A 20,176-nucleotide genomic window follows, 5' to 3' on the forward strand; every position below is an offset into this window, starting at 1 on the left:
ATTTTTGTTGAACGCCTGTGGCGCAACGTCAAGCACGAAGATGTCTATCTGAAGGGCTATGCGACGATGGGCGAACTGACAATGGGGCTGGCGCACTACTTTGCCTACTATAACGCCGAGAGGCCTCATCAGTCGCTCGGATACCAGCCCCCCGCTGAGGTCTATCTGAGTGGCTGCGGTGGTGGTGCGAGGATTGTTGACAGGTTCAGCGGAGAGCTGGCGACTTCGCCTGCTCCGCTACGCTGCGCAGGCGAAGTCGCTAGCGCGGAACCGGGGCAGCGCTGTTCAGCTGCGTGTGGTATCGATGCAGCTTAAATTGCGATCATCTCTGTCTTGACAGAGGGGTCCACTTTACTCGGCCTTGTCGATCCCGGCGACATACTGCTGCGCAAGACGGGACGCATCGAGCATGTGTTCGAGGTCGTCGGGCAGGCGCAACTGACGCTGTTTCGCGTTCATACTGGCACAGCCTCTGCCAATACGTCGGCTCGGAACTTTGCGGAAATGTCGCGCGGTGTTAGCAGATCGACACGCACCCCAAGCAACTCCTGCAACTCGTACTGGATTCCGCCCAGGTCAAACAGCGTCGCGCCGGGCAATGCATCGACCAGAATGTCGATATCGCTGCCGTCCTCGTCTTCGCCGCGAACTACCGAGCCGAAGACCCGTGGATTCGTTGCCATGTTGGCTTCAACAATTCTGCGAATCTCCGCGCGATGCGCGTTTAGTGCGACAGAAGGCTTCACGAAAATCTCCGGTTGATAGGTTTATCATATACCCCCATTGGGGGTATATCAAGCGCTTTTTGAATTCCACTCTAAAATCTCACGAACATAAGCCCAAACCACGTCTGGCATGTTGCGAAAGTCCGTCGTGTCGGCCGGAGCCATCCACTTATCGAGGGTCTTCTCCGGCACGCTGATTCGTTTCGCGAACGCGGCTCGCGTCATACCCAGTGCGGTCATCGCCTCACGTAAAAATTCCTGCTGCGATTGCACCGCGCTTTGTTTCTTCGCCACCATCAAATTACCCCGCTTACTACTGAGGCCAGCCTGACCGGATCGCCGTCTATTAGACGTTTACCGGCAGACAGGCTGGAAACTCCAATCAATTGTTGTATGAGCTTCAGCGAACGTCCGTCGCGGTGCAGTTTGACCGCAAACGTGCGACGTGCAGCACTCGCATTGCCATGTTCGATGCCCGCCTGCTGATGCAGATGCCGCACAATTTCAGTAAGCGACTCGCAGGAATAGCTGACTGCGCCCGAGGGCGTTGTGCGACGCGTGAAGCTGAATGGCTCGCCCTCGCCGGTCAGAAACAGTGGTCCGCAAGGGTCCAGTCCACGATAGGCGGCCGGCGATGTAGTGATGCCATGCCTTGCGACGATTCGCGATTCGAGATAGGCATCAATTGCGGCGCAGGCTTTTGGTCCCGACCACACGAGCGGGCGCGTCTTGCCATTAAAGGCAATTTCGGACCTCACCGTTGTCTCAATCAGCGTGCGCCCATTGGCAGCTAAATAGTCGGACACTCCAGTTTTGCCACCTCATTCGGAGTCAGGCCTGTCCCTTAAAAAACCATGAGCAACGCAACATCGCGCGTCGCGTTTTGCCCGGTTACAGCAGCCACCTTCACCGCCGATAACAGGGGATTTTGCCATCCTGTAATGCACCCGATTTTGGTTTCATTACGAGGAAGTATGACAATCAGCGCGCCGGAAAGCAATCGACGAGCGTAGCGGCGTTTACTTCCTCGGAAAATTCACCCGGGCACGGACCCCGCGCGCATACTGGCCACACCTCCGGGAGAAACGCCATGGAACGGTCATTTGAGCAGACAGTCGTCGACCCGCGCATGCTGCTGCGCGACAGGTCCCCGTGTACCACCGACGTGACCGATGGCGCAGTCGTGTACCTCGCCGGCAACGCACTGCGCGGCGCACTCCTGAAGGCAGATGAACCCCATGAACTCGATGCCCCGTTCGCCGTGGATGCGTGGTTCGTCGGCCAGGTGGGAGAGAACCTGAAGGAGTGGTTTGAACACCCCCGGTTCACGCACCGGCCACGGCTGCCGGCGTGGGCGGTCGACGCACCGCCAACAGAAACGGCCGACTGATGCCGACCCGACGGGCCAGAAAATAAAAACGCCCACGGTTCCGGAGAACGCATGGGCGTGGGTCGAAATTATCAGACGCGGGGTCGCCTGCTACGCGAATGCCTGGCGGAACTGGTCGCCGGCGCACGGCTGGATGCGCGCGGCCGCCGCGCGCATCCAGCATGTCATCTCTTCGGAACGGTGCCCGACTGTGTTCGAGATACGTTTCTCACGGGCTTTCACCCATGCTCCGAAGTCAAAGGCCACGAGTCTGCCCCGGCGATCCAGTCGTACATTTTGACGTGCGACAGGTACCGGCCTTTGGCGCCGAACAAATGCAGCGCGGCTTCAGGAGGGAGGCGCCCTTCGAGGCCAGCGAGGATCGCATAAAGCCCCTCCTCCCGGTCTTCAAGGTTTCGTCGGCACACGGAGCCCAGACCGATAAGACGTGGAGCGTCAATCCATGGCTGCCAGCGCTCCCACACCGCCATCATCAACTCAAGGCTTCGGAGGTAATCGCTGATCCGTCGGCCCTGAATTACCGGCACTGGGATCGGGATAGTGTTGCGCACGACATCCGCGCTGCACGTTTTGGCCAGCTCGTTTTGCCATGCATAAATCACCCGCAAGACGCCTTCCAGCAGCATCGCCGTTGCGTTGATTCGATAGTCGATAGCCTTTTGATTGGCTGCTATCTCCTTTTCGACGCACATATCAGGCTGTGCATACCACGAGGCACCCGAGAAGGAAGCGAGTTCAACGTATTGCCCGTATGTCCATGGGTTACGGGAAAGTTAAAGGCAAATGGACACTGAAGAATCCAATAAATTCAGCGGCTTGCAGAAAGCCAACATGTCCATCCCGCGAAACGCAAAATGGACAAGCCCGCGGGAATGTGGTTGACACTGGATGGACCGCTAGCGCGCGCCCGCGCACCGACAGTCTAGGACCGCATTCTTGGAGGTCGCGCTACCGCGTCATGCCAGAGGGGTATCACGTGTCGAGATTTTGCTTCCGTATGCCGACAGGCTGTAGCCGACCCAGAATTGCCGTTCGACCCAACGCCGCCTCGACGGCAGCTTTCAAGAACACCGGCCATCCGCTCGAGTCAGATTGACCGGCATGTTGTCCAAGCCGGCCGTTCACGCCGTCGCGATAACGGCCATTCCGCAATGACCGCCCGAACGAATCGGACAGGCGCTATTGATAAAGGTTGTGCGATGCCTGCCCAAAGCCGAATGCCTGTGAGCGCGCCGGTGAGCCAGCGGGCAGGCGTCGCACAAGCCTCGACGGAGGAAACCTGATCCAAAGTCCTTAAAGCGGAGCACAGGGCCCAAGCGCAGCTTCTATGAGCTCATGCATTCCGTTCTGATGCAGCCAGATCGGATCTGCATTTCGTCGGATGAATTCATCGACGTCGATGCCATCAATTCTCTCTGGTCGCCTAACTCGCACTTGTTTGCCATTCGTAAATACAAACATGAACTGTCTTTTCCGTTCCTCTTTCGCGGCCTTTTGAGCAGGTGTGAGCTTCTTCTGTTTCGCCATTTTGCAATGATCCTCAATCGGCCGAACGCGGAATTAAGTGGACCACATCGGCGTCGCCAAGACGACGCGCGGTCCCCAATCTTGGATACATATTATTCCGACTTCCAAAGCCGTCAAAGGCAGCTTTGGAGCAAATTTGGGGCGAGGCTCGAACTGCTGGAGTCGGTCACATGCCGACCCCAAGAAATATCGGCAAGTCAACCCTTCTTTCGTCTTTCGATTTCTTGTTTCACACGTTCGATTTCAAGCCGTTTGGCTTCCTTTGTTCCCCATCGTGATGCTCTGCTCTGGGTGGCTTCGGCGGCTGCACGAATGCGTGCTTCGGCAGCAAGTTGATTGCCTCTGCGTTCGTCCAACTCCCTCATTTTGGCCGCTTGCCGCTCGGCGGAGCGTTCAGCCGCGATGGGTGTGGTTCGTTCAGGTAGGCCGGCAAGCGTCACAAGCTTGTCAATATTGTCCCAGGTGCTGATCCAGCCGTCGTTGTAGGCAAACTCGCCAATCAACGGGAGGTTGAGTGCCGTGTAGATGGGGATCCAGTTTTCTTCTTCGCCCTGTCGGCGACGCACAGCGAGTTTGGGATTGAACTGGTACCGCCCGGTGGATAAGCGCAGAAACAAGGATCTATTGTAGGCATAGTCTCTGTCGATTTCGTTCCTCGCCAGCACGCCAGAAAGATGCTGGCGCTTGTTGCGCTCTGGCCGCACTAGGTTAGCGGGTAAGTGTTGCCAGGCATCGAGGATGATTTGGGTCTGGAACGCGCTGTCTACATTGCGTCGTATCTTGCTGAATCGGGCTTTGAACAATACCCACAGGGTCTGGAACAGAAAGTATTCAGACAGATGCCGGTCGATGCGGACCAAGCGATCACCCGCTCTGACATCAATCCAGGGCGGAGCCAAGCATTCATAGATTGCCGCCAGCGGGCCAGCAGCGAACTTTGCATCGCCAAATGCCTGACGCAAAGCCCAGTGGAGAGCATTGTGACCATAATGATCGACGGCATCGCGGTCGGCACCGCGCTCCAGCAGGGCTTCTACCAGCGCCACATTTCCTGCAGCAGCTGCGGCCATTAGTGGCGTCTGGTTCATTGGCAGGCGATGATCGACGCCATGCTGGTCACACTGCCTGAGGATGTCCTTGAAGTGGTTGGCGAAGTAAGGGACGTAGCTCTTGCGGGCGAACACCGCGCGCTGCCGATCAAAGGTCCGTGCCTGCTCGAATTTCGCCTCAACTGCCAGCCACTCGGCGAGCTGCGGTTCGTCGAAACAGGTGGCATAGTCAAAGAGTTGCTGCTTGCCCTTGTTGCCCGGAGACTGCTCGCGGAAGACCTTGATCAGCAGTTCCCTGACTTTGGCCTCATCGAACACCGGCCAAGGCACCGGAACCTGCTTCAAGATGGTGCGGCGGATGGCCTCCGCCTGCTCCTGCTTGCCCTGAAGTTCGAGTTTGCGTGCTTCCTTCTGCCAGTCTTCGAGCGTGGATTGTTTGGCCTCGATCTTGGTCTGGCCGACGACGAGATCCAGCAACCCGAACAACTCATGCCCTGTGTCCGACTCGATCATGTAGATGTTCTTGATGGCGCGCGTCAGCGCTACATACAGGGCATTGACGAAGAACTTATAGACTTCGAGCGACTTGTCACTCTTGTCTTTGGCGCGTTTGTAATCCAGTGTCTCGACCGCCAGATCGGCCTTGGCGACGCCCTCGACGATATCGTTGAACTCGCCGCGGTGATCCGAGATGAAGCGGTAGAGCACGATGTTCTCGTATTCGAGACCCTTGGCTTCGTGGATCGAAAACAACAGCGGCGTGGCAAAGTGCTTGCGGGCGTCGGCCTTGTCCTCGTCGCGCATTACCAGGACGGCGAACTGGGTGGATTGGCGAATCTTCTGGTCCAGTTCGCGCTTGGTGGCGTCCTTGTCGGGTATCAGCGTAACTTGGCCGGCCTCGCCGCCGACGGCCTGAACCAGGAAGTTGCTCTCGCGGTCGATGGAGCCGAAGCGCCGCTGCTTGATCTTGAGCAACTGATTGGCGACGCGAGTGGCCTCCAGGCCGTTGCGAAAATTGGCCTTTAGCACGCGCAATTCCTGCCGCTCGGCCAGTTTCGGGTCCTTCCAGAACAGGCTCTTGACTTGGCTCCAGGAAAAGAAATTGGGATGGACAATCTGGTTGGAATCCCCGCAGAGCATGAAGTGGCCAGGCTTCTTCAGGGTTTTCAGCACGAGCGCGAGTTGCACGGTGGTGATGTCCTGCACCTCGTCAATAACCACGAAGTCGTAGCGCGGCGCAGCCAGCGCTTGCCAGTCCTGGGCGACAAGATTCAGGTCGTAGAGCTTTGCCTCGTCCAGCCAGGCGCGATACTTCTCAAACAGATTGTAGAGTTGGTCGCGACGTTCTACGGGAAAGATCGATTGACGCACTCCCAGTGCTTGGTACTCGTCACGCGACATGACACCGCCCGACCCGGCAGCAATCACGCCGCGAATCTCCTCGAAAGCCTGATGGGCTTCGACATCCTTGAAGTTCTGCCGTATACGGGAGTACCAGCCCGCAAAGTCACGCCAGCTAGCCTCGCGTCCTGCCGGAACGCGGATCGACTCGACAAACTCCCGGTAGGACAGAAATACGGCATCCTGACCGCCATGCTCAAAACCGTTGGCGTAATAAAGGTCGCGGGCGCTTTGCGCCAGGAAGGCGGAGTGAGTGACGTAGAGGACCTCACCTTCGGCAAGCTTGAGCTTTTCAAGCGTCAATGCGGTCTTGCCGCTGCCAGCGCTGCCGACGACAACCAAGGGAGGTGGCTGTCGGTAAATGGTCTCCTGCGTGTCATCAAACGAGATCGGTTTGTCGAGCAGGTGAATGCCGGTACGCTCGGAATGAAGGTAGCGTAGAGCTTGCGCCTCCCTGATGGCGTCATCAGCGCTGATGTCTGGAATTTTGCTCTCGTCAATCGCCGCGCCGCGCAGGAAACGTGACTTATCGTAGGCGTGGTTGGCGATCACTTCCAGCATCAGTGCGCAGACTTCATCCCCGTGGCGCACCAGCGAGAACAACAGCCGGTCGGCATCATCCAGCTTCGCCCGGTAGAACTTGCCGTGGCTCAGATTGGCGAGCTTCTTGACTTGGGCAGCACGGAAGTCGTGGCGAGCGATGGCCGCGGACACCTTGTCGTAGCTGGCTTTGACGCGTGAGGTGTCGAGGCCCGTGTATTCGAGAATCTTCATAAGGCGATGACGTTGAGGACAAGTGTAAGAGCAAGAATTCTCTCATGTCCGTCTGGCCTGCCAAACTCTATAGCAAGTCTCCGGTCATTCTTGAACGGCAGTTATCCGACCTGAACCGGACGCCCTATGACAGAGTATTTCTTCATGCTGAATGACGGGTTTTGGCCGTTCGGAGCCCGACGACGATCGGTTCAGGACGATACGTCGGGGTGCTTCATCTCTCCCTGAAGCGCTCGTTCAAAATCCCTACCGGGGTGTTACGCGTCACTTCACCATCTCGGCTCGAGGGCAAGAATATGGCCTTCATACGTGCCGTCGGCCTTGCGAGCGATGCGCACATTGATCTTCGACAGAAACTTGGCCGGTGTTGCGAGCCACTTCAGCACCGCCAGTTTTTCGTCACCGCCGGGGATGTCGTTTCCAGTGTCTTGTTCCGTTAGAATATCTTGCAACATACCGGCGGCGAGATCGGGTACGCTCAGCAGATCGTCAAGATAGCTTTTTTCCAAAAACGATTTGCCAAACCCGAGAACGTCGAAACCGTGCGCCATGTACATCGCGCCGATGTTTCCAAACAGTCTTTGCGTGTCGGCAAATGACCGATCTTTGGCATCTTCGTTGATTTGGTCGGTATCGCTGTACCAGAGCAGTCGCTGTTGGTCATACGTCATCGCCGCCGTGAGCGCCGCGAGAATGTGCAGCACGCGCAGGACTTTCTCGCCGACGTGGCCAGTCCATTTTCCGAACCCACCCTCTTCGAGCTGCTTTGCAATTGATGCGTGTGCCTCACTTTTGGTCATCCCGAAGACCGAACCGATCTTCTTATCGATCGCCACAGTGACGACTGCTCCGTGGATGAGGTTATCGATTAACTCTAGGTATTCGGGCAGAGCGCGGCTCCTCGGCCCAAATTTGAGGTCTTTATATTTGAACTCGCTGTAGGGATCGTGAATCTTGTGCTTCTGTCGAAGCGCGCGCATATGCGTTTGGAAAGGGCCATTCTTGTCTAGTGCGACGAACAGAAAGGAATACGTGCTGTAGCGCGCATCGCCATGCTCACCACCGTAGTCGGACATGACCGCGATCTTGGTGTCGTCGGAAAAGTCGGGGAGCTCAGGGATCGACTCAAGCACTCCGCCCAGCACGTGGCAGAAATAGTGATGCTCGGGCTGGATGCCTGGCAGCTTGAAAGGGCCGCGTTTGCGGATTTTCTGCTGTAGCGGCCCGACGGCGATTAGCTTGACGCGAGTGTGCACTCTAACAGCCAGATCGATCAGCACCTTGAGTTTTTTCTTCTTGAATGGGGGTTCCATAGGTCTGCTGGTGAATATCCTTGAATTTCGACTCCGGCGAAGCGGAGCTACCTTCGTTCCAATACCAGGCACAAGAGACGTTTGGGATTTCCGGTGTTGGACGTCGCGCTAAATGAGTTCGGCGATGCAGACAATGACCGACGCTGCTGGAACGAGCACCCCTGCGCACACAGTGTCCAGCCGTGTCCCCGGGCCCTTGTAGTTAGAAGTTTCTCGCAGGTTTCCCGGCTGCATAGTCGAGACCGTCACGGAGCGCACATATAGTCGCGGTGTCGTCCACCCTAATCCATGTTTCGGGCTTCGCGCGTTCGTCGGAAGGTGTCATTGACAAGTCAGCCTTTGTAATCGCGGCGTGATACCAGCCCACAAGATCGAAACCGATCGCGGATGCAATGTGCTCCGCTTCCCAGCGGTCCGGCTCTCGGCCTTCCTGAACAAGTGCGTCGAGAATCGCGCCGATGAAACCTTCGACAATCTCTTTCTTTCGATACTCCGCCGCGGCGCGGAACTCTTCGTTGCTGGGCATCGCGCCCATGATTGCATCTCGGTCCATTGGTTCTCTCTATGTGGTCGTTGTGCGGTACGTCAAACACATTGTACGACGGGCAGAAACGACAGCTTAGTCCGCCCACAGGTCAACGGCTATCCGGCAGGTTGCGGGGTGGACCAGCCGTTCGAATGGCGGCTTTTTAGGAGGGTTGAGCGGCAGCAATTGGCCGTCTGCTACCCGCGGGCGACACATGCCTGCCCACGAGTGCGGTCGGCCTTTCAAACAACGACGTTCCCAGATAGATGCAGGCTAGGTGTCTTCGTCAGAGAATCCGGAGATACCGGATTTTCCCAATACGCGGCGAGCGCTTCAGGATCAGGTCTGTAATGTATTCAGGCAAGAGCGCGCGCGGCACATTAGCCGGGATATCTTCGACGAGCTGCGATGGAACTTGGACGATAAATTCGTCCGGCGCATTCTTCAGGCTGTGTTCATAACTGACGCGGTAATCCATGACTGTCCTGACCTTGGAGGGCGATCCTTCTGTGCCGGATTTTATCAGCGTACGGCGCAGCGAGTCCGCATTACGGCGATAACCATTCGGCGAGCTTCGACCAGCGACGTTCCGTTTGCTTGCCCTTGACCGCAATCGCCAGTGCGCGCTTTTGCCCGACCAGTACAACGAGGCGCTTGCCTCGCGTGATGCCGGTGTAGATCAGGTTCCGCTTGAGCATCATGTAGTGCTGCGTCGAGACGGGAATCACCACAACCGGGTATTCCGATCCTTGGGATTTGTGGATGGTCGTCGCGTAACACAGCACCAGCTCATCAAGTTCGCCAAATGCGTAGGTTACGATGTGCTCATCAAAGGTCGCGGTGAGCTCCTGCTCTTCAGCGTCGATGTGGGTCACAAATCCGATGTCGCCGTTATAGACGTCTTTGTCGTAGTTGTTCTCGATCTGCATGACCTTGTCGGCGACGCTGAAGCGGTAGCCAAACTTCTCGATACTGTGTTCGCCCGGCGGGTTCAGCGCCTCCTGCAACATCTGGTTGATGCCGCGAGCGCCGGTGAGACTGCGGTTCATCGGGCACAGCACCTGAATATCGCGCACGGGGTCCAGCTGGAATTTTCTGGGTAGCCGGGTCTTGACCAGGTCTACGACGGTCTGAGCAATCGCTTCGGGTTCGTCGGCCGGCACGAAATAGAAATCCGACTCTTCGCCTTTTCCCGGCAGGGACGGAAACTGCCCCTGATTGATCTGGTGGGCGCTCCGGACGATGCGCGACGTGGCGGCCTGCCGGAACACCTCGGTCAGGCGCACGACAGGCACCGCGCCCGACTCGATCAGATCCGAGAGAACCTGTCCGGGGCCGACGGACGGCAGCTGATCCACGTCCCCGACGAAGATCACCGCAGTGGCGTTCGCCACCGCCTTCAGCAACTGGTTCGCCAGCGGCACGTCGACCATCGAGCACTCGTCGACCACCAGCAGATCACATTCGAGCGGCGACTCCTCGTTGCGCTTGAATTGCCCATTGGCCGGATTGACTTCAAGCAGCCGGTGGATCGTCTTCGCTTCTAGGCCGGTCGATTCCGACAACCGCTTGGCCGCCCGTCCGGTTGGTGCGCACAACAGCGCGTTCACCTGTTTTGCACGCAGGATCGTCAGTATCGAATTGACCAGTGTCGTTTTCCCGACGCCTGGGCCGCCGGTGATGACCAGCAGCTTTGACGACAGAGCCAGACGGATCGCCTGCTTCTGGCTATCGGCAAGCTGGATCGCAAGCTTCTGTTCAACCCACGGAATTGCCTTGTCGGCGTCAAATGCGGTCCATGGCGGCGATCCGGACTTCAGGCGCTTCACCTGCAAGACGATGGAACGCTCGGCGTTGTACAGCGGCGCGAGGAAAACGCTTGGAACGCCGTCAACGGTATCGGCGATCACGACTTCCTCTGCCAGTTCCTGGTCGATCGCATCCTCGATGATGGGTTGCGGGATTTCGAGCAGCTTTACTGCAAGCGACACGAGCTGGCTCCGGGGCAAGCCACAGTGGCCTTCTCCGGCTGCTTCTGACAACGCGTAGGAGACGCCGGCCCGCGCACGCAGCGGGGAGTCATGTGCGATACCGATCTTCTGCGCGATGGTATCGGCCGACAGGAACCCGATGCCACGAATGTCCCGGGCCAACCGGTATGGATTTTCCGTGACGATCGCGATGGCGTCCTGGCCATAGGTCTTGAAAATCCGCACGGCGCGGGACGTCGAAACGCCATTGCCATGCAGGAAGACCATGATCTCGCGGATGATCTTCTGGTCAGCCCAGCCAGAGGTGATTTTCCGGGCGCGAACTTCCCCGATCCCATCGACCTCTCGCAGCCGCGCGGGCGTTTGCTCAATGACATCGAACACGGCGGCACCGAAGGCCTTGACCAGCCGGCCGGCGTACACCGGACCAATACCCTTGACCATTCCGGAGCCGAGGTAGCGCTCGATGCCGGTCAGCGTGTTCGGTGGCGAAATCCTGACGAAGACTGCCTTGAACTGTCTGCCGTGCTCGCGATCCGTGACCCATGTGCCCGATGCCGAGGCGTACTCGCCTGGCGCTACGGTCGGAGTATGCCCGACCAGGGTGATGAGTTCACGCTCGCCCTTGACCTTCAGGCGTAGGACGCAGAAGCCGCTATCGGCGTTGTGGAACGTAACGCGCTCGACGAGTCCAGCGAGGCGATCCGGTTCGGGCCTGGGCGCGGCGTTAGGTGGACTTGCTGACATGAGCGAGGCATGGCTTGTCGTATAGCCACTGAAATGCTGACACGATCGGCATCCTACCGTGTAACACGGCGAGCGAGTTGTAGATGTCGAAGATAATGCGGGTCATCTTCCCTGACAGACACACCAATTTTTCCCAATGAACACGTTGAACGAAGTGCTCCCCCGCCTCACTGTCGACCAGTTGAAATCGCTGATGCGCTGGCTTCCTGATGCCTCCCCCACCGGCAGGAAAGACCTGCTGGTCGGGGCGATCCTGCGAAGTCTCGCCGGGGACGGGCTGTGCGCACTCTGGGATCGTCTGGACGACATCCAGCGTATGGCGGTGGCGGAGACCGCGTACGCCCTGGACGGTCTCTTTGATGGAAACCGGTTCCGGGCGAAATACGGACGGTTGCCCGATTTCACGATCAAGGAGAATGGCCGCCGCTATTCGTATTATGGACCGCCGACTGCGTTGGGCCTTTTTTTGTACCACCAGGATGGGTGTTACAGCCTGCCCGATGATCTGCGCGAACGATTAATAGCCTTCGTGCCCGAACCCGAGCCCGTCAGGCTGAGCACAATCGAAACGCTTCCGAAGGAGATCGGCGAAGACCCGCTGATGGTGCGACACACCGAGCGCGATGCCATGGTGGATCTGTCGGTTCTGCTGCGTTTGACGGATCAGGGCAAGATCCAGGTCAGCGACAAGACATCGCTGCCCGGCGCAGCCACGCTGCGCCTGTTGACGGAGAGCCTCGCTGGCGGCGATTTCTATGCCGATAAACCCAAGCAGGATCAAAGGGGTCAGGAAATCGGCCCGATCAAGGCGTTCTCGTGGCCACTCATGCTTCAGGCTGCCGGACTGGCGCAACGGAACGGCAGCAAACTGGCGTTGAGCGCAGGGGGGCGGAAAGCTTTGGCTTCCGCCCAAGCCCGCGTATTGGGCGCGATCTGGAACAAATGGCTTAAATCCAGCCTCTTTGACGAGTTCAGCCGTGTTGACGTCATCAAGGGGCAGAAATCGAAAGGTCGCGTCATGACCGCGGTCGCGCCGCGTCGTGCCGCTATCAATGAAATACTGCGGCTCTGTCCGGTTGAAGCGTGGATCGACGTCGATGACTTTTCCCGGTTCATGCAGGCGACCGGTCACACGTTTGACGTATCGCACAACCCGTGGAAGCTTTACGTCAGCGACCAGCAATATGGCAGCCTGGGTCACGATGGCTACCATAGCTGGGAGATCCTGCAGTTGCGCTATCTGCTCTGCGTCCTGTTCGAATACGCCGCCACCCTTGGCATCATTGATGTCGCCTACATCGAACCGACTGAAGCGCGTAACGACTTTGGCGACCTGTGGGGGACGGACGATCTGGAATTCCTTAGCCGCTACGACGGCCTGATCTACTTCCGTGTGACGCCGCTGGGTGCCTGGTGCCTCGGGTCGGTCGAGGATTACACGCCCGCCCCGATCCAGCCGAGCGTCAGGCTTTCTGTCTTGCCCAGTCTGCAGGTAAATGTCGTCGGCGGAAACCTGTCGACGGAAGAATCGCTGACGCTGGATACCTGGGCCGTAGAGTCAACGGACAAAAGCTGGCGGCTGGACCGTCAAAAGGCCGTTGGAGCGATTGAGAAAGGGCGCGACATTGCCGAACTTCGGGCGTTTCTTCAGGCACGGGAAGACCAGCTCCTGCCCGAAACAGTGGAGTCCTTCATCAAGACCACCGAGAGGCAGGGCAAGGCGCTGAAAATCTCCGGCACCGCATTGCTGATCGATTGTGAGAATGCGGAAATCGCCGCCTCGATCGCCACGCATAAGGAAACAGCCAGTTTGTGTCTACGCGCCGGCGATCGACAACTGGTGGTCCGGCTTGAAAACGAAGAGAAATTCCGGAACCAAATCCGCATTCTGGGCTTCGGCATGACTGTCTGAGGCGCCGGCTCGCGGAGCATCAGGCAACGCCAGCACCCCCATCTACGGCCAGGTGCACGTCCCAGCCTTGGAGGCTTGCGGCTCGTCGCGACGGACCGCATCCGACCCCAAGCCGCCGATCGATAGAAGACGGCGAACGTCCGCACGCCATCGCTGATAGGACATTCGCAATCCGACGTGCCAGCACTTTGGTTGTTCGCGCCGGTCGTGGCAATTGAGGAGTAGAACGGAAGATGCGTCCCTATCACCCAACAGATCTCACGAAATCACCTGGTAACCAGTAAAAGAACTATTTCTGCCATGTCGTCTGAAGTCCGTCTTTTGGTAGCGGCCGCGCGGCCGCGCGCGTTTGATTTGTACCCTACGTCAGGTGATGATGATCATCGGAGACATCGGTACTGCGATCTCTTTGCCGACGATAATAGGGTATTCGCGGCCAGCTAATGAATCCCGCGCGCGCTACCGGGGCGCAATATCCCGTCGAACCCGCTTGATATGTTGCTCCACGTAGAACCCTGCCGCTTCCGCATCACCACTCACAATTGATTCGTAAATAAGTCGATGCTCGGATGCGTACAGACGTATCCGTAAAGGATCGAAGATCCCGTCGTCCTTTAGCCTTTTCCACAACGGCTGATCCATCGTTTTTGCCACTTCATCGGCGATCTTGACTAGCAAAGCGTCACCGGTCATGACCGCCAGTTGGCGGTGGAACATTCTGTCGCTGTTGTTCCAAAGCGAGCGCTGCTCAGGATCGGTAATATCCTGGATCGTCTCCATCTCCGCAAGGTATTGCTCAGCCAGGCGATCGCGCTTGCCCCGTGCGGCGGCTCGGCGCGCGATTGCTGGCTCGAGGATGAATCGCGTTTCAAGCGTTCCCGTTGGGCTGAAATCCGGTTCCGCATTGTGGGCTCCATGATTGCCGTCGCCGTTAAGTAGACGCTCAGAGGCCTCAGACGAGACGTAGGTACCGGAATTTCGCTTCGTCACGACGAGCCCTTCGTTCTGAAGCGCCCCTATCGCCTCTCGAACCGCAGGCCGGCCAACGCCGTAGATCGCCGCAAGTTCGCGTTCCGATGGCAGCCGTGACTCCGCCGCGAACCGTCCTGTGCGGATCTCCTCCTTGATCTTCTCCTCGACCTGCTCATAAATCTGCAGGGGTCTAAAATTCGATTCGAGCTCCTGCCGTGTCGTTGCCATCTCACTTCCTTTCGTTTCCTGAAGCCCGATGCGGAGAGGCTCTCCTGCCGCGGACGAATAATTATCATACGTTAGCGACATGTTGCCATCTCCCGATTCGACCACGCATGAAGGGTTTTCCATGACCCGCAGGCAAAAAGGCGCGGCTGCATCCCATTTCAGAATGCGCCGCGAAGGCTCCAAGGAGATAGGCCTAAAGGTGTTGACGTCAGTGTGCCAGCTACGGTCGAAGCGGCACCTGGAAACATCGCCCTCTACCGCACCAGGAACCCGTAGGTCAAAGGATCGCGATCGTCGATCAACCACGTCCCGTAGCCGCAGATGAACGCATTCCCTTCGATTTCGGGAATCACTGCATCGAATTCACCGCATTTCGTCTCACCAAGCACCCGGCCCTTGAAGATCGTTCCGATGATCGACTCGTTCACGAGCGTTCCATCCGACGGTAGCCTGCCGCGCTGGTGGAGCTGGGCGACGCGGCCCGCGGTGCCTGAGCCTGTCGGCGACCGGTCGACCTCGCGATCCGCAAAAATGCAGCAGTTCGCCTGTGTCGACCCTGCATGACGTGGCGTATTCGAAATGATCGTGCCGTAGAGACCGCTGATTTCCGGAATCTCTGGATGAACGATGTCAAACGCTTCGTTAGTCGCCCGCGTGATCTCGTCACCGAACTGCTTCAGTCGATCAACGTTGTGTTCGCCCACTGCCATATCGTATTTGGCACCATCGACGTAGAAGTAGAACGCGCCTCCGTAAGCGATGTCTCCTGACACGGGTCCGAATGTTGGCGTATCGACGGTGACGTCCTTTTTCCAGACGAATGACGGCACGTTTACAAAACGCACGTTCCCCGCATTTTCGCCGTCCCATTGGACGAAAGCTTCAAGAAATCCACAGGGCGCGTCGATGCCCACCCGCGTCTCGGGCGATGTGCGCTCAATCCACCCAAGTTCAACCGCCGCGGTGGCCAGCGCAATAGTTCCGTGGCCACAATGCGGACTGTAGTCTTTGTTCTGCGTAAAAATGATCCCGAAGTCCGCGCCTTCACTTACGGGCTCAGTGAGGAAGCCTCCGTACATATCGGCATGGCCACGAGGCTCCAGCATCATGGCGCGCCGTAACTCATCCGCATGCTTCTGGATCCACTCCCGCCTCTCCACGATGGTTTTCCCCGCCAGACGCGGGAAACCATTGGTGATGATGCGGAACGGTTCACCACCCGTGTGCATCTCGATCGTATTAAGTGTCCTGGTGATTCGCATAGATACTCCGTCCTGCTTATTATTTCGATGGGATCCTAGTTGCCGTAAGTTACGACAGCGGCATCCTTGAACGTGTACACAGTCGTCCCCGAGCTCTTCAGATCATGATGTACGTCGAACGAGTAGTCCCCAGCCACGCCCGTATACGTGGACTTGGAGAGCTGAGCAACAATCTTGGCACGATCCGTTGTCGTGCCTGCCTTCACCATAGCGTCGGCCAGCAGCTTCATGCCGTCGTAATAGCTCACGCCGTATACCTGCGTATCGACGTTGAAAGTTGACTTGTACTTCTTCAGGAACGCGCTACCTGCAGGCGTCTTGTCCAGTGAGACCCCACCTTGCGAGCAATATGCATTTGCACCAGCGGGACCTGCGATCTTGGCCATATCAGAAGTACAGATTCCGTCGCCGCCCAGCAGCTTGGCCCGTAGTCCGAGCTGACGCATCTGTTTGACAAGCGGGCCGCTTTGCGACGCGTAGCCACCATAGAAGATTACGTCCGGGTTCGTAGCTTTGATCTGAGACAGGACCCCCTTGAAGTCAACGGCCTGGCCGTTCGTGTATTGCTTGTCGACAATGCTAAGTCCGCGTGCCTTTGCCACGGTCATGAACTCTTCAGCCACGCCTTGGCCGTAGGAGGAACGGTCGTCGATAACCGCCGCGGTCTTCGCTTTAAGCGTGTCGACAGCGAAATTTGCCATTGCTGCACCGAGTTGCCCGTCGCTTGCTCCGATCCGGAATACTTCGTCAAAACCTTGAAGGGTCAAAGCGGGGTTTGATGCCACCGAAAGCATCGGAATTCCGGCGTTGTGATAAAGCCGTGACGCGGGAATCGCCACCCCTGAGTTGTACGGCCCCAAAACTGCGGCCACCTTGGCGTCAACCAGTTTTTGCGCGACCTGCACCCCAATTCTCGGGTCAGCCTGGTCATCTTCTGATACCAATTTGAAAGTTACTCGACTACCCGCAACGGTGATGCCGGCGTTGTTCAGTTCATCAACCGCCATGCGGGCGCCGTTCTCGTTATCCTTGCCTTCAGACGCTTGTGCCCCGGTCAAAGGGCCAGAAATACCAACAAGAACAACCTGTTGAGCGTTAGCGGTGCCAACGACGAGAAGCGCGGCAACCGTCAATGCCGAAGAGACCAATTTTTTCATCGCACACCTCGAGTGGTTAAAGTACACTGGATTCAATGTAGACCACTTTTGGTTCGATTTGCAACCATTGCGAGCGAAAATCTCGCAGGGGTTTTCCCTTGGCCGCTAGCGCTCGCAGAACAACGGCCGGGAACCACGATAAGGAACGCTCGTTTCAACTATGAACACTCCCAACTCCCAAACTCCCGGCATCATCGGCTATGTGACACCGTGGAGCGCACACGTCGGTCAGGATCTCGCGTTCAAAATCAGTTCGCGCGACGGTCGCACTTTTACGGCGACGATTGTGCGCATCGATAGTTGTGATCCGAACCCTAACGGGCCGGGGATGAAGCTAGTCCCGTTCGATGCCCAGCTCGAAGGCCCCTACGCAGGACAGGAACAGCCCGTATTTCCTGGCTCCTGCGCTTATGGACCGATGCCGGCATTGAAGGACATTCGGCGCGTCACGCTCGAGCTGACGGTTCAGCCCACTTTGGTTGGCGTCTCCTTGCAGACATTGGTCGCCCTTCAGAACCACGATGGCAGTCATGGAGTAGCGATCGCCCTCACCTGCGGTGAGCTTGTTTTTCAGAGTCTGGCGACAGGGGAAAAAATCAAAACTGGGGTATCGGTTGCGTCCGACCTATGGACGAACCTGCAGATACTGATTGATGTCGACGGGCACGTTCAGGTGATCTGCACAGGCACATGCGCGCGCGAAGAGGCATTCAGGAACACAACGGAGTTCACGGTGCCGTTCGCTGCTGCATCGTTTGACGGTACGATTGTATGCATTGCGGCTGTCTGGAAAGGACATCCAGAACAGGCCTTCAACGGTTTCATTGAAAGCCCCGCAATGCGGATGACCAGCAACGAGTCACGCGACGATCAGTCCCGAGATGCGCTACTGGCACACTGGGACTTCAGGCCAACGCTCGATCACACGCGCGTACCGAACCTGGTTGATCGCGATGCCGCATTGGTGCTCGTCAACGCTCCGATGCGAGCGGTCAGGTCGTCAAGGTGGACCGGGCGGGAACTCGACTGGAAGCATGCACCGGATGAGTACGCCGCGATCCGGTTTCATGCTGACGACCTGTCCGACTGCGGCTGGCAAACGTCGATAAATTTCAGAATTCCGGCTGACATGCCATCAGGAGTCTACGGGCTGCGCGTGGACAATGGAGAATGTGTCGACACGATCCCGTTCTACGTCACGGTTGCTTCGGAGGGAAAGCATGCGCGCATCGCGTTTCTTGCACCCACGCTGACCTACCTGGCCTATGCCAACAACGCCCGTGGGAATTTTTCGGGAGCACTTGCTGATCGCGTGGAAAAATGGGACGCCTATCCCCACAACCCGGATGTCGTAACCGCGTTTGGCACGTCAACGTATAACTACCACAGTGACGGGTCGGGTATAAGCCTGTCGTCCCGCTTGCGCCCGATTCTCACAATGCGTCCTGGCTACCTGACGTTCCACGACGAGCATGGGTCAGGCCTGCGCCATTTTTCCGCTGACTCCCATCTGACCAACTGGCTGAGAGAAAAAGGATTTGAATTCGACGTCGTCACCGATGAGGATCTCGATGATCGAGGTGTCGACGCCTTGAAACACTACGATGTTGTTCTTACCGGCTCGCACCCCGAGTACCATACACGCCGGATGCTAGACGCGCTACTGGCGTACCGGTCTGCCGGCGGAAGCCTTATGTATCTCGGTGGCAACGGTTTCTACTGGAAGATCGCCCGGGCTGCATCAGCGCCGCATCTGCTTGAAATTCGTCGCGCCGAGGCGGGCATGCGGGTATGGGAAAGTCAGCCCGGCGAGTACTACAACCAGCTGGATGGCGAGTACGGAGGTATGTGGCGTCGAAACGGATTGCCGCCACAAAAAGTTGCGGGAGTGGGGTTTACCGCGGAGGGAGACTTCCGGGGCACATTCTATCGCCGCACGCCGGCCTCGTTTTCTGCCGAACATGCCTGGCTGTTCGCGGGGGTAAAGGCAGGACCAGCAGAACCACTTGGGAACTTCGGCTTATCTGGCGGCGGCGCTGCGGGCTTCGAAATTGACCAGACTGCGACCGACCTCGGCACGCCCGCCTACGTGACAGTCGTCGCGTACTCCGACAATCACGATGCCAGCTTTGTGACCGTGCCCGAGGAGCTTCTCTTCAATCGAATGGTCGGCAAACCTCGGGTGCATAGTGGCATTCGAGCCCACATGATCTGCGGTTTCGGACCGAATGGCGGCGGACTATTCGCTGTGGGTTCCATCTGTTTTCTCGGAAGTCTTTACTGCGCCGGTTACGACAACGATGTCTCACAAATCGTCGAGAACTGCTTGCGTCGTTTTCTGGCCGCCTCCCTTACCGCCACCTCCCGCAGGTTGCTCGTATAGCAAGTGTGCTCGGGCGCGTGGTCATCAATGAAGGCCGATCCGTGACGCGGGCGTGTACAAGGTCTGGGGTCATCGATTCATACGCAGCGTAGCCAGCGAGCAATCGGGAGCAGGGATCACACGCCCGCAACGGCTGTTGTGCGCCGAGCTTCAGACATCCAGGCGTCGGGCGCGAAGGTCGCTAAATGGCCGACCTCTGCCCACTTCTGCCGTTCGGTGCGTCAACATGTGAGCGGCCACATTCCGTGGTGCAGCGGTCATCGATCGTGACCTGGGCTATTCCCGGGCCTTCGCAATGCCTCAAAGGATCGTTGGAGGCGGCAACCAGGGAATTCTAAAGAAAACACGCGGGCGGCCGTTAAGAGGTTGGATAAGCGATCCATCCCTAACTTCGGCGCGCGATGCATGGGCAGAACAAAATATGAGACCAGAAGTCACTGAGCCAACAAGCACGCCTTACCTCCAGATAAGCGTCGACGACCCGGCGCTTATCTCGGTTCCATCGCCTGTCGTACGGCTGCCCCCCAAACAATTGGCGATCGAGATTGCGTCACGTATCGGCGCTGCGGCGGCGCTTTCAGTGTTTCTCGCTGCCTCGATCATCCAGTTTGCGAAGAACCCTTCGCGAATTACGTTATTACTTTTCGTATTTACCGCACTACTGGACGTGGGGTTGGTTGTGTTCACCCGCGTTGTGCGCGAGAGGGATTGGGCTCGGTCGATGATTCCTACAACCCTAGGCCGGGATGGCGCTAGTGGTTTCGGCGGGTTCCTGCTTCGACGGGCGGCCCGACTGCACCATCCCTCCTGAGAAACAAA

The 20,176-nt window shown here is 57.7% G+C and carries 16 protein-coding genes and 1 pseudogene; 4 read left to right on the forward strand and 13 right to left on the reverse strand.

Going from position 1 to position 20,176, the window contains the following annotated elements:
- Window positions 1-213 (forward strand): annotated as a pseudogene (locus P3T40_RS43940) (integrase core domain-containing protein); the annotation flags it as partial.
- A 242-nt stretch (window positions 214-455) separates the two neighbouring features.
- Here the strand turns inward: P3T40_RS43940 and P3T40_RS43945 are convergent.
- From P3T40_RS43945 to P3T40_RS43955, 3 genes are read right to left on the reverse strand one after another with little or no spacing between them, the layout of a single operon-like run.
- Window positions 456-746, reverse strand: coding sequence for a nucleotidyltransferase family protein (locus P3T40_RS43945; protein WP_429273929.1), 291 nt, complete (start codon window positions 744-746; stop codon window positions 456-458).
- Window positions 747-794: 48 nt separating this feature from the next.
- On the reverse strand, window positions 795-1,022 hold the full coding sequence (locus P3T40_RS43950) for a transcriptional regulator (protein ID WP_429273930.1): 228 nt from the start codon (window positions 1,020-1,022) through the stop codon (window positions 795-797).
- A complete protein-coding gene (locus P3T40_RS43955) occupies window positions 1,022-1,531 on the reverse strand; it encodes a site-specific integrase (protein ID WP_429273931.1) in 510 nt (169 codons plus the stop codon). Before P3T40_RS43955 ends, P3T40_RS43950 begins: the two co-directional genes overlap by 1 nt.
- 284 nt (window positions 1,532-1,815) lie before the next feature.
- Here P3T40_RS43955 and P3T40_RS43960 point away from each other — a divergent pair, with 284 nt between their 5' ends.
- The gene (locus P3T40_RS43960; RefSeq protein ID WP_429273932.1) at window positions 1,816-2,115 is read left to right on the forward strand and encodes a hypothetical protein; all 300 of its coding nucleotides are present in this window, start codon (window positions 1,816-1,818) and stop codon (window positions 2,113-2,115) included.
- Window positions 2,116-2,333: 218 nt separating this feature from the next.
- On the opposite strand, the gene P3T40_RS43965 is transcribed toward P3T40_RS43960, so the two are convergent.
- The 7 genes from P3T40_RS43965 to recD2 all read right to left on the reverse strand — a co-directional run bounded on the left by P3T40_RS43965 (window position 2,334) and on the right by recD2 (window position 11,443).
- Window positions 2,334-2,807, reverse strand: a complete 474-nt coding sequence (locus P3T40_RS43965; protein ID WP_429273933.1) for a DUF7221 family queuine tRNA-ribosyltransferase-like protein — start codon at window positions 2,805-2,807, stop codon at window positions 2,334-2,336.
- A 601-nt stretch (window positions 2,808-3,408) separates the two neighbouring features.
- A complete protein-coding gene (locus P3T40_RS43970) occupies window positions 3,409-3,642 on the reverse strand; it encodes a hypothetical protein (RefSeq protein WP_429273934.1) in 234 nt (77 codons plus the stop codon).
- A 197-nt stretch (window positions 3,643-3,839) separates the two neighbouring features.
- On the reverse strand, window positions 3,840-6,866 hold the full coding sequence (locus P3T40_RS43975) for an ankyrin repeat domain-containing protein (protein WP_429273935.1): 3,027 nt from the start codon (window positions 6,864-6,866) through the stop codon (window positions 3,840-3,842).
- A 269-nt stretch (window positions 6,867-7,135) separates the two neighbouring features.
- Window positions 7,136-8,179: a hypothetical protein gene (locus tag P3T40_RS43980; protein ID WP_429273936.1), complete on the reverse strand. Its 1,044-nt coding sequence runs from the start codon at window positions 8,177-8,179 to the stop codon at window positions 7,136-7,138.
- Between the two features lie 202 nt (window positions 8,180-8,381).
- On the reverse strand, window positions 8,382-8,714 hold the full coding sequence (locus tag P3T40_RS43985; RefSeq protein WP_429273937.1) for a hypothetical protein: 333 nt from the start codon (window positions 8,712-8,714) through the stop codon (window positions 8,382-8,384).
- Between the two features lie 277 nt (window positions 8,715-8,991).
- Window positions 8,992-9,183, reverse strand: coding sequence for a hypothetical protein (locus tag P3T40_RS43990; protein ID WP_408433933.1), 192 nt, complete (start codon window positions 9,181-9,183; stop codon window positions 8,992-8,994).
- Between the two features lie 70 nt (window positions 9,184-9,253).
- Window positions 9,254-11,443: an SF1B family DNA helicase RecD2 gene (recD2, locus tag P3T40_RS43995; RefSeq protein ID WP_429273938.1), complete on the reverse strand. Its 2,190-nt coding sequence runs from the start codon at window positions 11,441-11,443 to the stop codon at window positions 9,254-9,256.
- 136 nt (window positions 11,444-11,579) lie between these two features.
- Between recD2 and P3T40_RS44000 the strand changes: the two genes are divergently transcribed.
- Window positions 11,580-13,355, forward strand: a complete 1,776-nt coding sequence (locus tag P3T40_RS44000) for a hypothetical protein (protein ID WP_429273939.1) — start codon at window positions 11,580-11,582, stop codon at window positions 13,353-13,355.
- Window positions 13,356-13,814: 459 nt separating this feature from the next.
- On the opposite strand, the gene P3T40_RS44005 is transcribed toward P3T40_RS44000, so the two are convergent.
- The 3 genes from P3T40_RS44005 to P3T40_RS44015 form a co-directional block, all read right to left on the reverse strand.
- Complete coding sequence (locus tag P3T40_RS44005) at window positions 13,815-14,555, reverse strand: FadR/GntR family transcriptional regulator (RefSeq protein WP_429273943.1); 741 nt, start codon at window positions 14,553-14,555, stop codon at window positions 13,815-13,817.
- A gap of 254 nt (window positions 14,556-14,809) precedes the next feature.
- A complete protein-coding gene (gene lhpH / locus P3T40_RS44010; RefSeq protein WP_429273940.1) occupies window positions 14,810-15,817 on the reverse strand; it encodes a trans-3-hydroxy-L-proline dehydratase in 1,008 nt (335 codons plus the stop codon).
- A 35-nt stretch (window positions 15,818-15,852) separates the two neighbouring features.
- The gene (locus P3T40_RS44015) at window positions 15,853-16,974 is read right to left on the reverse strand and encodes a branched-chain amino acid ABC transporter substrate-binding protein (protein ID WP_429273941.1); all 1,122 of its coding nucleotides are present in this window, start codon (window positions 16,972-16,974) and stop codon (window positions 15,853-15,855) included.
- A gap of 160 nt (window positions 16,975-17,134) precedes the next feature.
- Here P3T40_RS44015 and P3T40_RS44020 point away from each other — a divergent pair, with 160 nt between their 5' ends.
- Complete coding sequence (locus tag P3T40_RS44020; RefSeq protein ID WP_429273942.1) at window positions 17,135-19,357, forward strand: N,N-dimethylformamidase beta subunit family domain-containing protein; 2,223 nt, start codon at window positions 17,135-17,137, stop codon at window positions 19,355-19,357.
- Window positions 19,358-20,176 lie beyond the last annotated feature (819 nt).

This window comes from Paraburkholderia sp. EB58, from assembly GCF_050436665.1.
Lineage (GTDB): Bacteria > Pseudomonadota > Gammaproteobacteria > Burkholderiales > Burkholderiaceae > Paraburkholderia.

Coding starts and splice junctions, on each gene's coding strand:
- P3T40_RS43965 (WP_429273933.1), bottom strand. CDS start 2,807: ATGTGCGTCGAAAAGGAGATAGCAGCCAATCAAAAGGCTATCGACTAT.
- P3T40_RS44020 (WP_429273942.1), top strand. CDS start 17,135: ATGAACACTCCCAACTCCCAAACTCCCGGCATCATCGGCTATGTGACA.
- P3T40_RS43970 (WP_429273934.1), bottom strand. CDS start 3,642: ATGGCGAAACAGAAGAAGCTCACACCTGCTCAAAAGGCCGCGAAAGAG.
- P3T40_RS43960 (WP_429273932.1), top strand. CDS start 1,816: ATGGAACGGTCATTTGAGCAGACAGTCGTCGACCCGCGCATGCTGCTG.
- lhpH (WP_429273940.1), bottom strand. CDS start 15,817: ATGCGAATCACCAGGACACTTAATACGATCGAGATGCACACGGGTGGT.
- recD2 (WP_429273938.1), bottom strand. CDS start 11,443: ATGTCAGCAAGTCCACCTAACGCCGCGCCCAGGCCCGAACCGGATCGC.
- P3T40_RS43990 (WP_408433933.1), bottom strand. CDS start 9,183: ATGGATTACCGCGTCAGTTATGAACACAGCCTGAAGAATGCGCCGGAC.
- P3T40_RS43950 (WP_429273930.1), bottom strand. CDS start 1,022: ATGGTGGCGAAGAAACAAAGCGCGGTGCAATCGCAGCAGGAATTTTTA.
- P3T40_RS43985 (WP_429273937.1), bottom strand. CDS start 8,714: ATGGGCGCGATGCCCAGCAACGAAGAGTTCCGCGCCGCGGCGGAGTAT.
- P3T40_RS43980 (WP_429273936.1), bottom strand. CDS start 8,179: ATGGAACCCCCATTCAAGAAGAAAAAACTCAAGGTGCTGATCGATCTG.
- P3T40_RS44015 (WP_429273941.1), bottom strand. CDS start 16,974: ATGAAAAAATTGGTCTCTTCGGCATTGACGGTTGCCGCGCTTCTCGTC.
- P3T40_RS44000 (WP_429273939.1), top strand. CDS start 11,580: ATGAACACGTTGAACGAAGTGCTCCCCCGCCTCACTGTCGACCAGTTG.
- P3T40_RS43975 (WP_429273935.1), bottom strand. CDS start 6,866: ATGAAGATTCTCGAATACACGGGCCTCGACACCTCACGCGTCAAAGCC.
- P3T40_RS44005 (WP_429273943.1), bottom strand. CDS start 14,555: ATGGCAACGACACGGCAGGAGCTCGAATCGAATTTTAGACCCCTGCAG.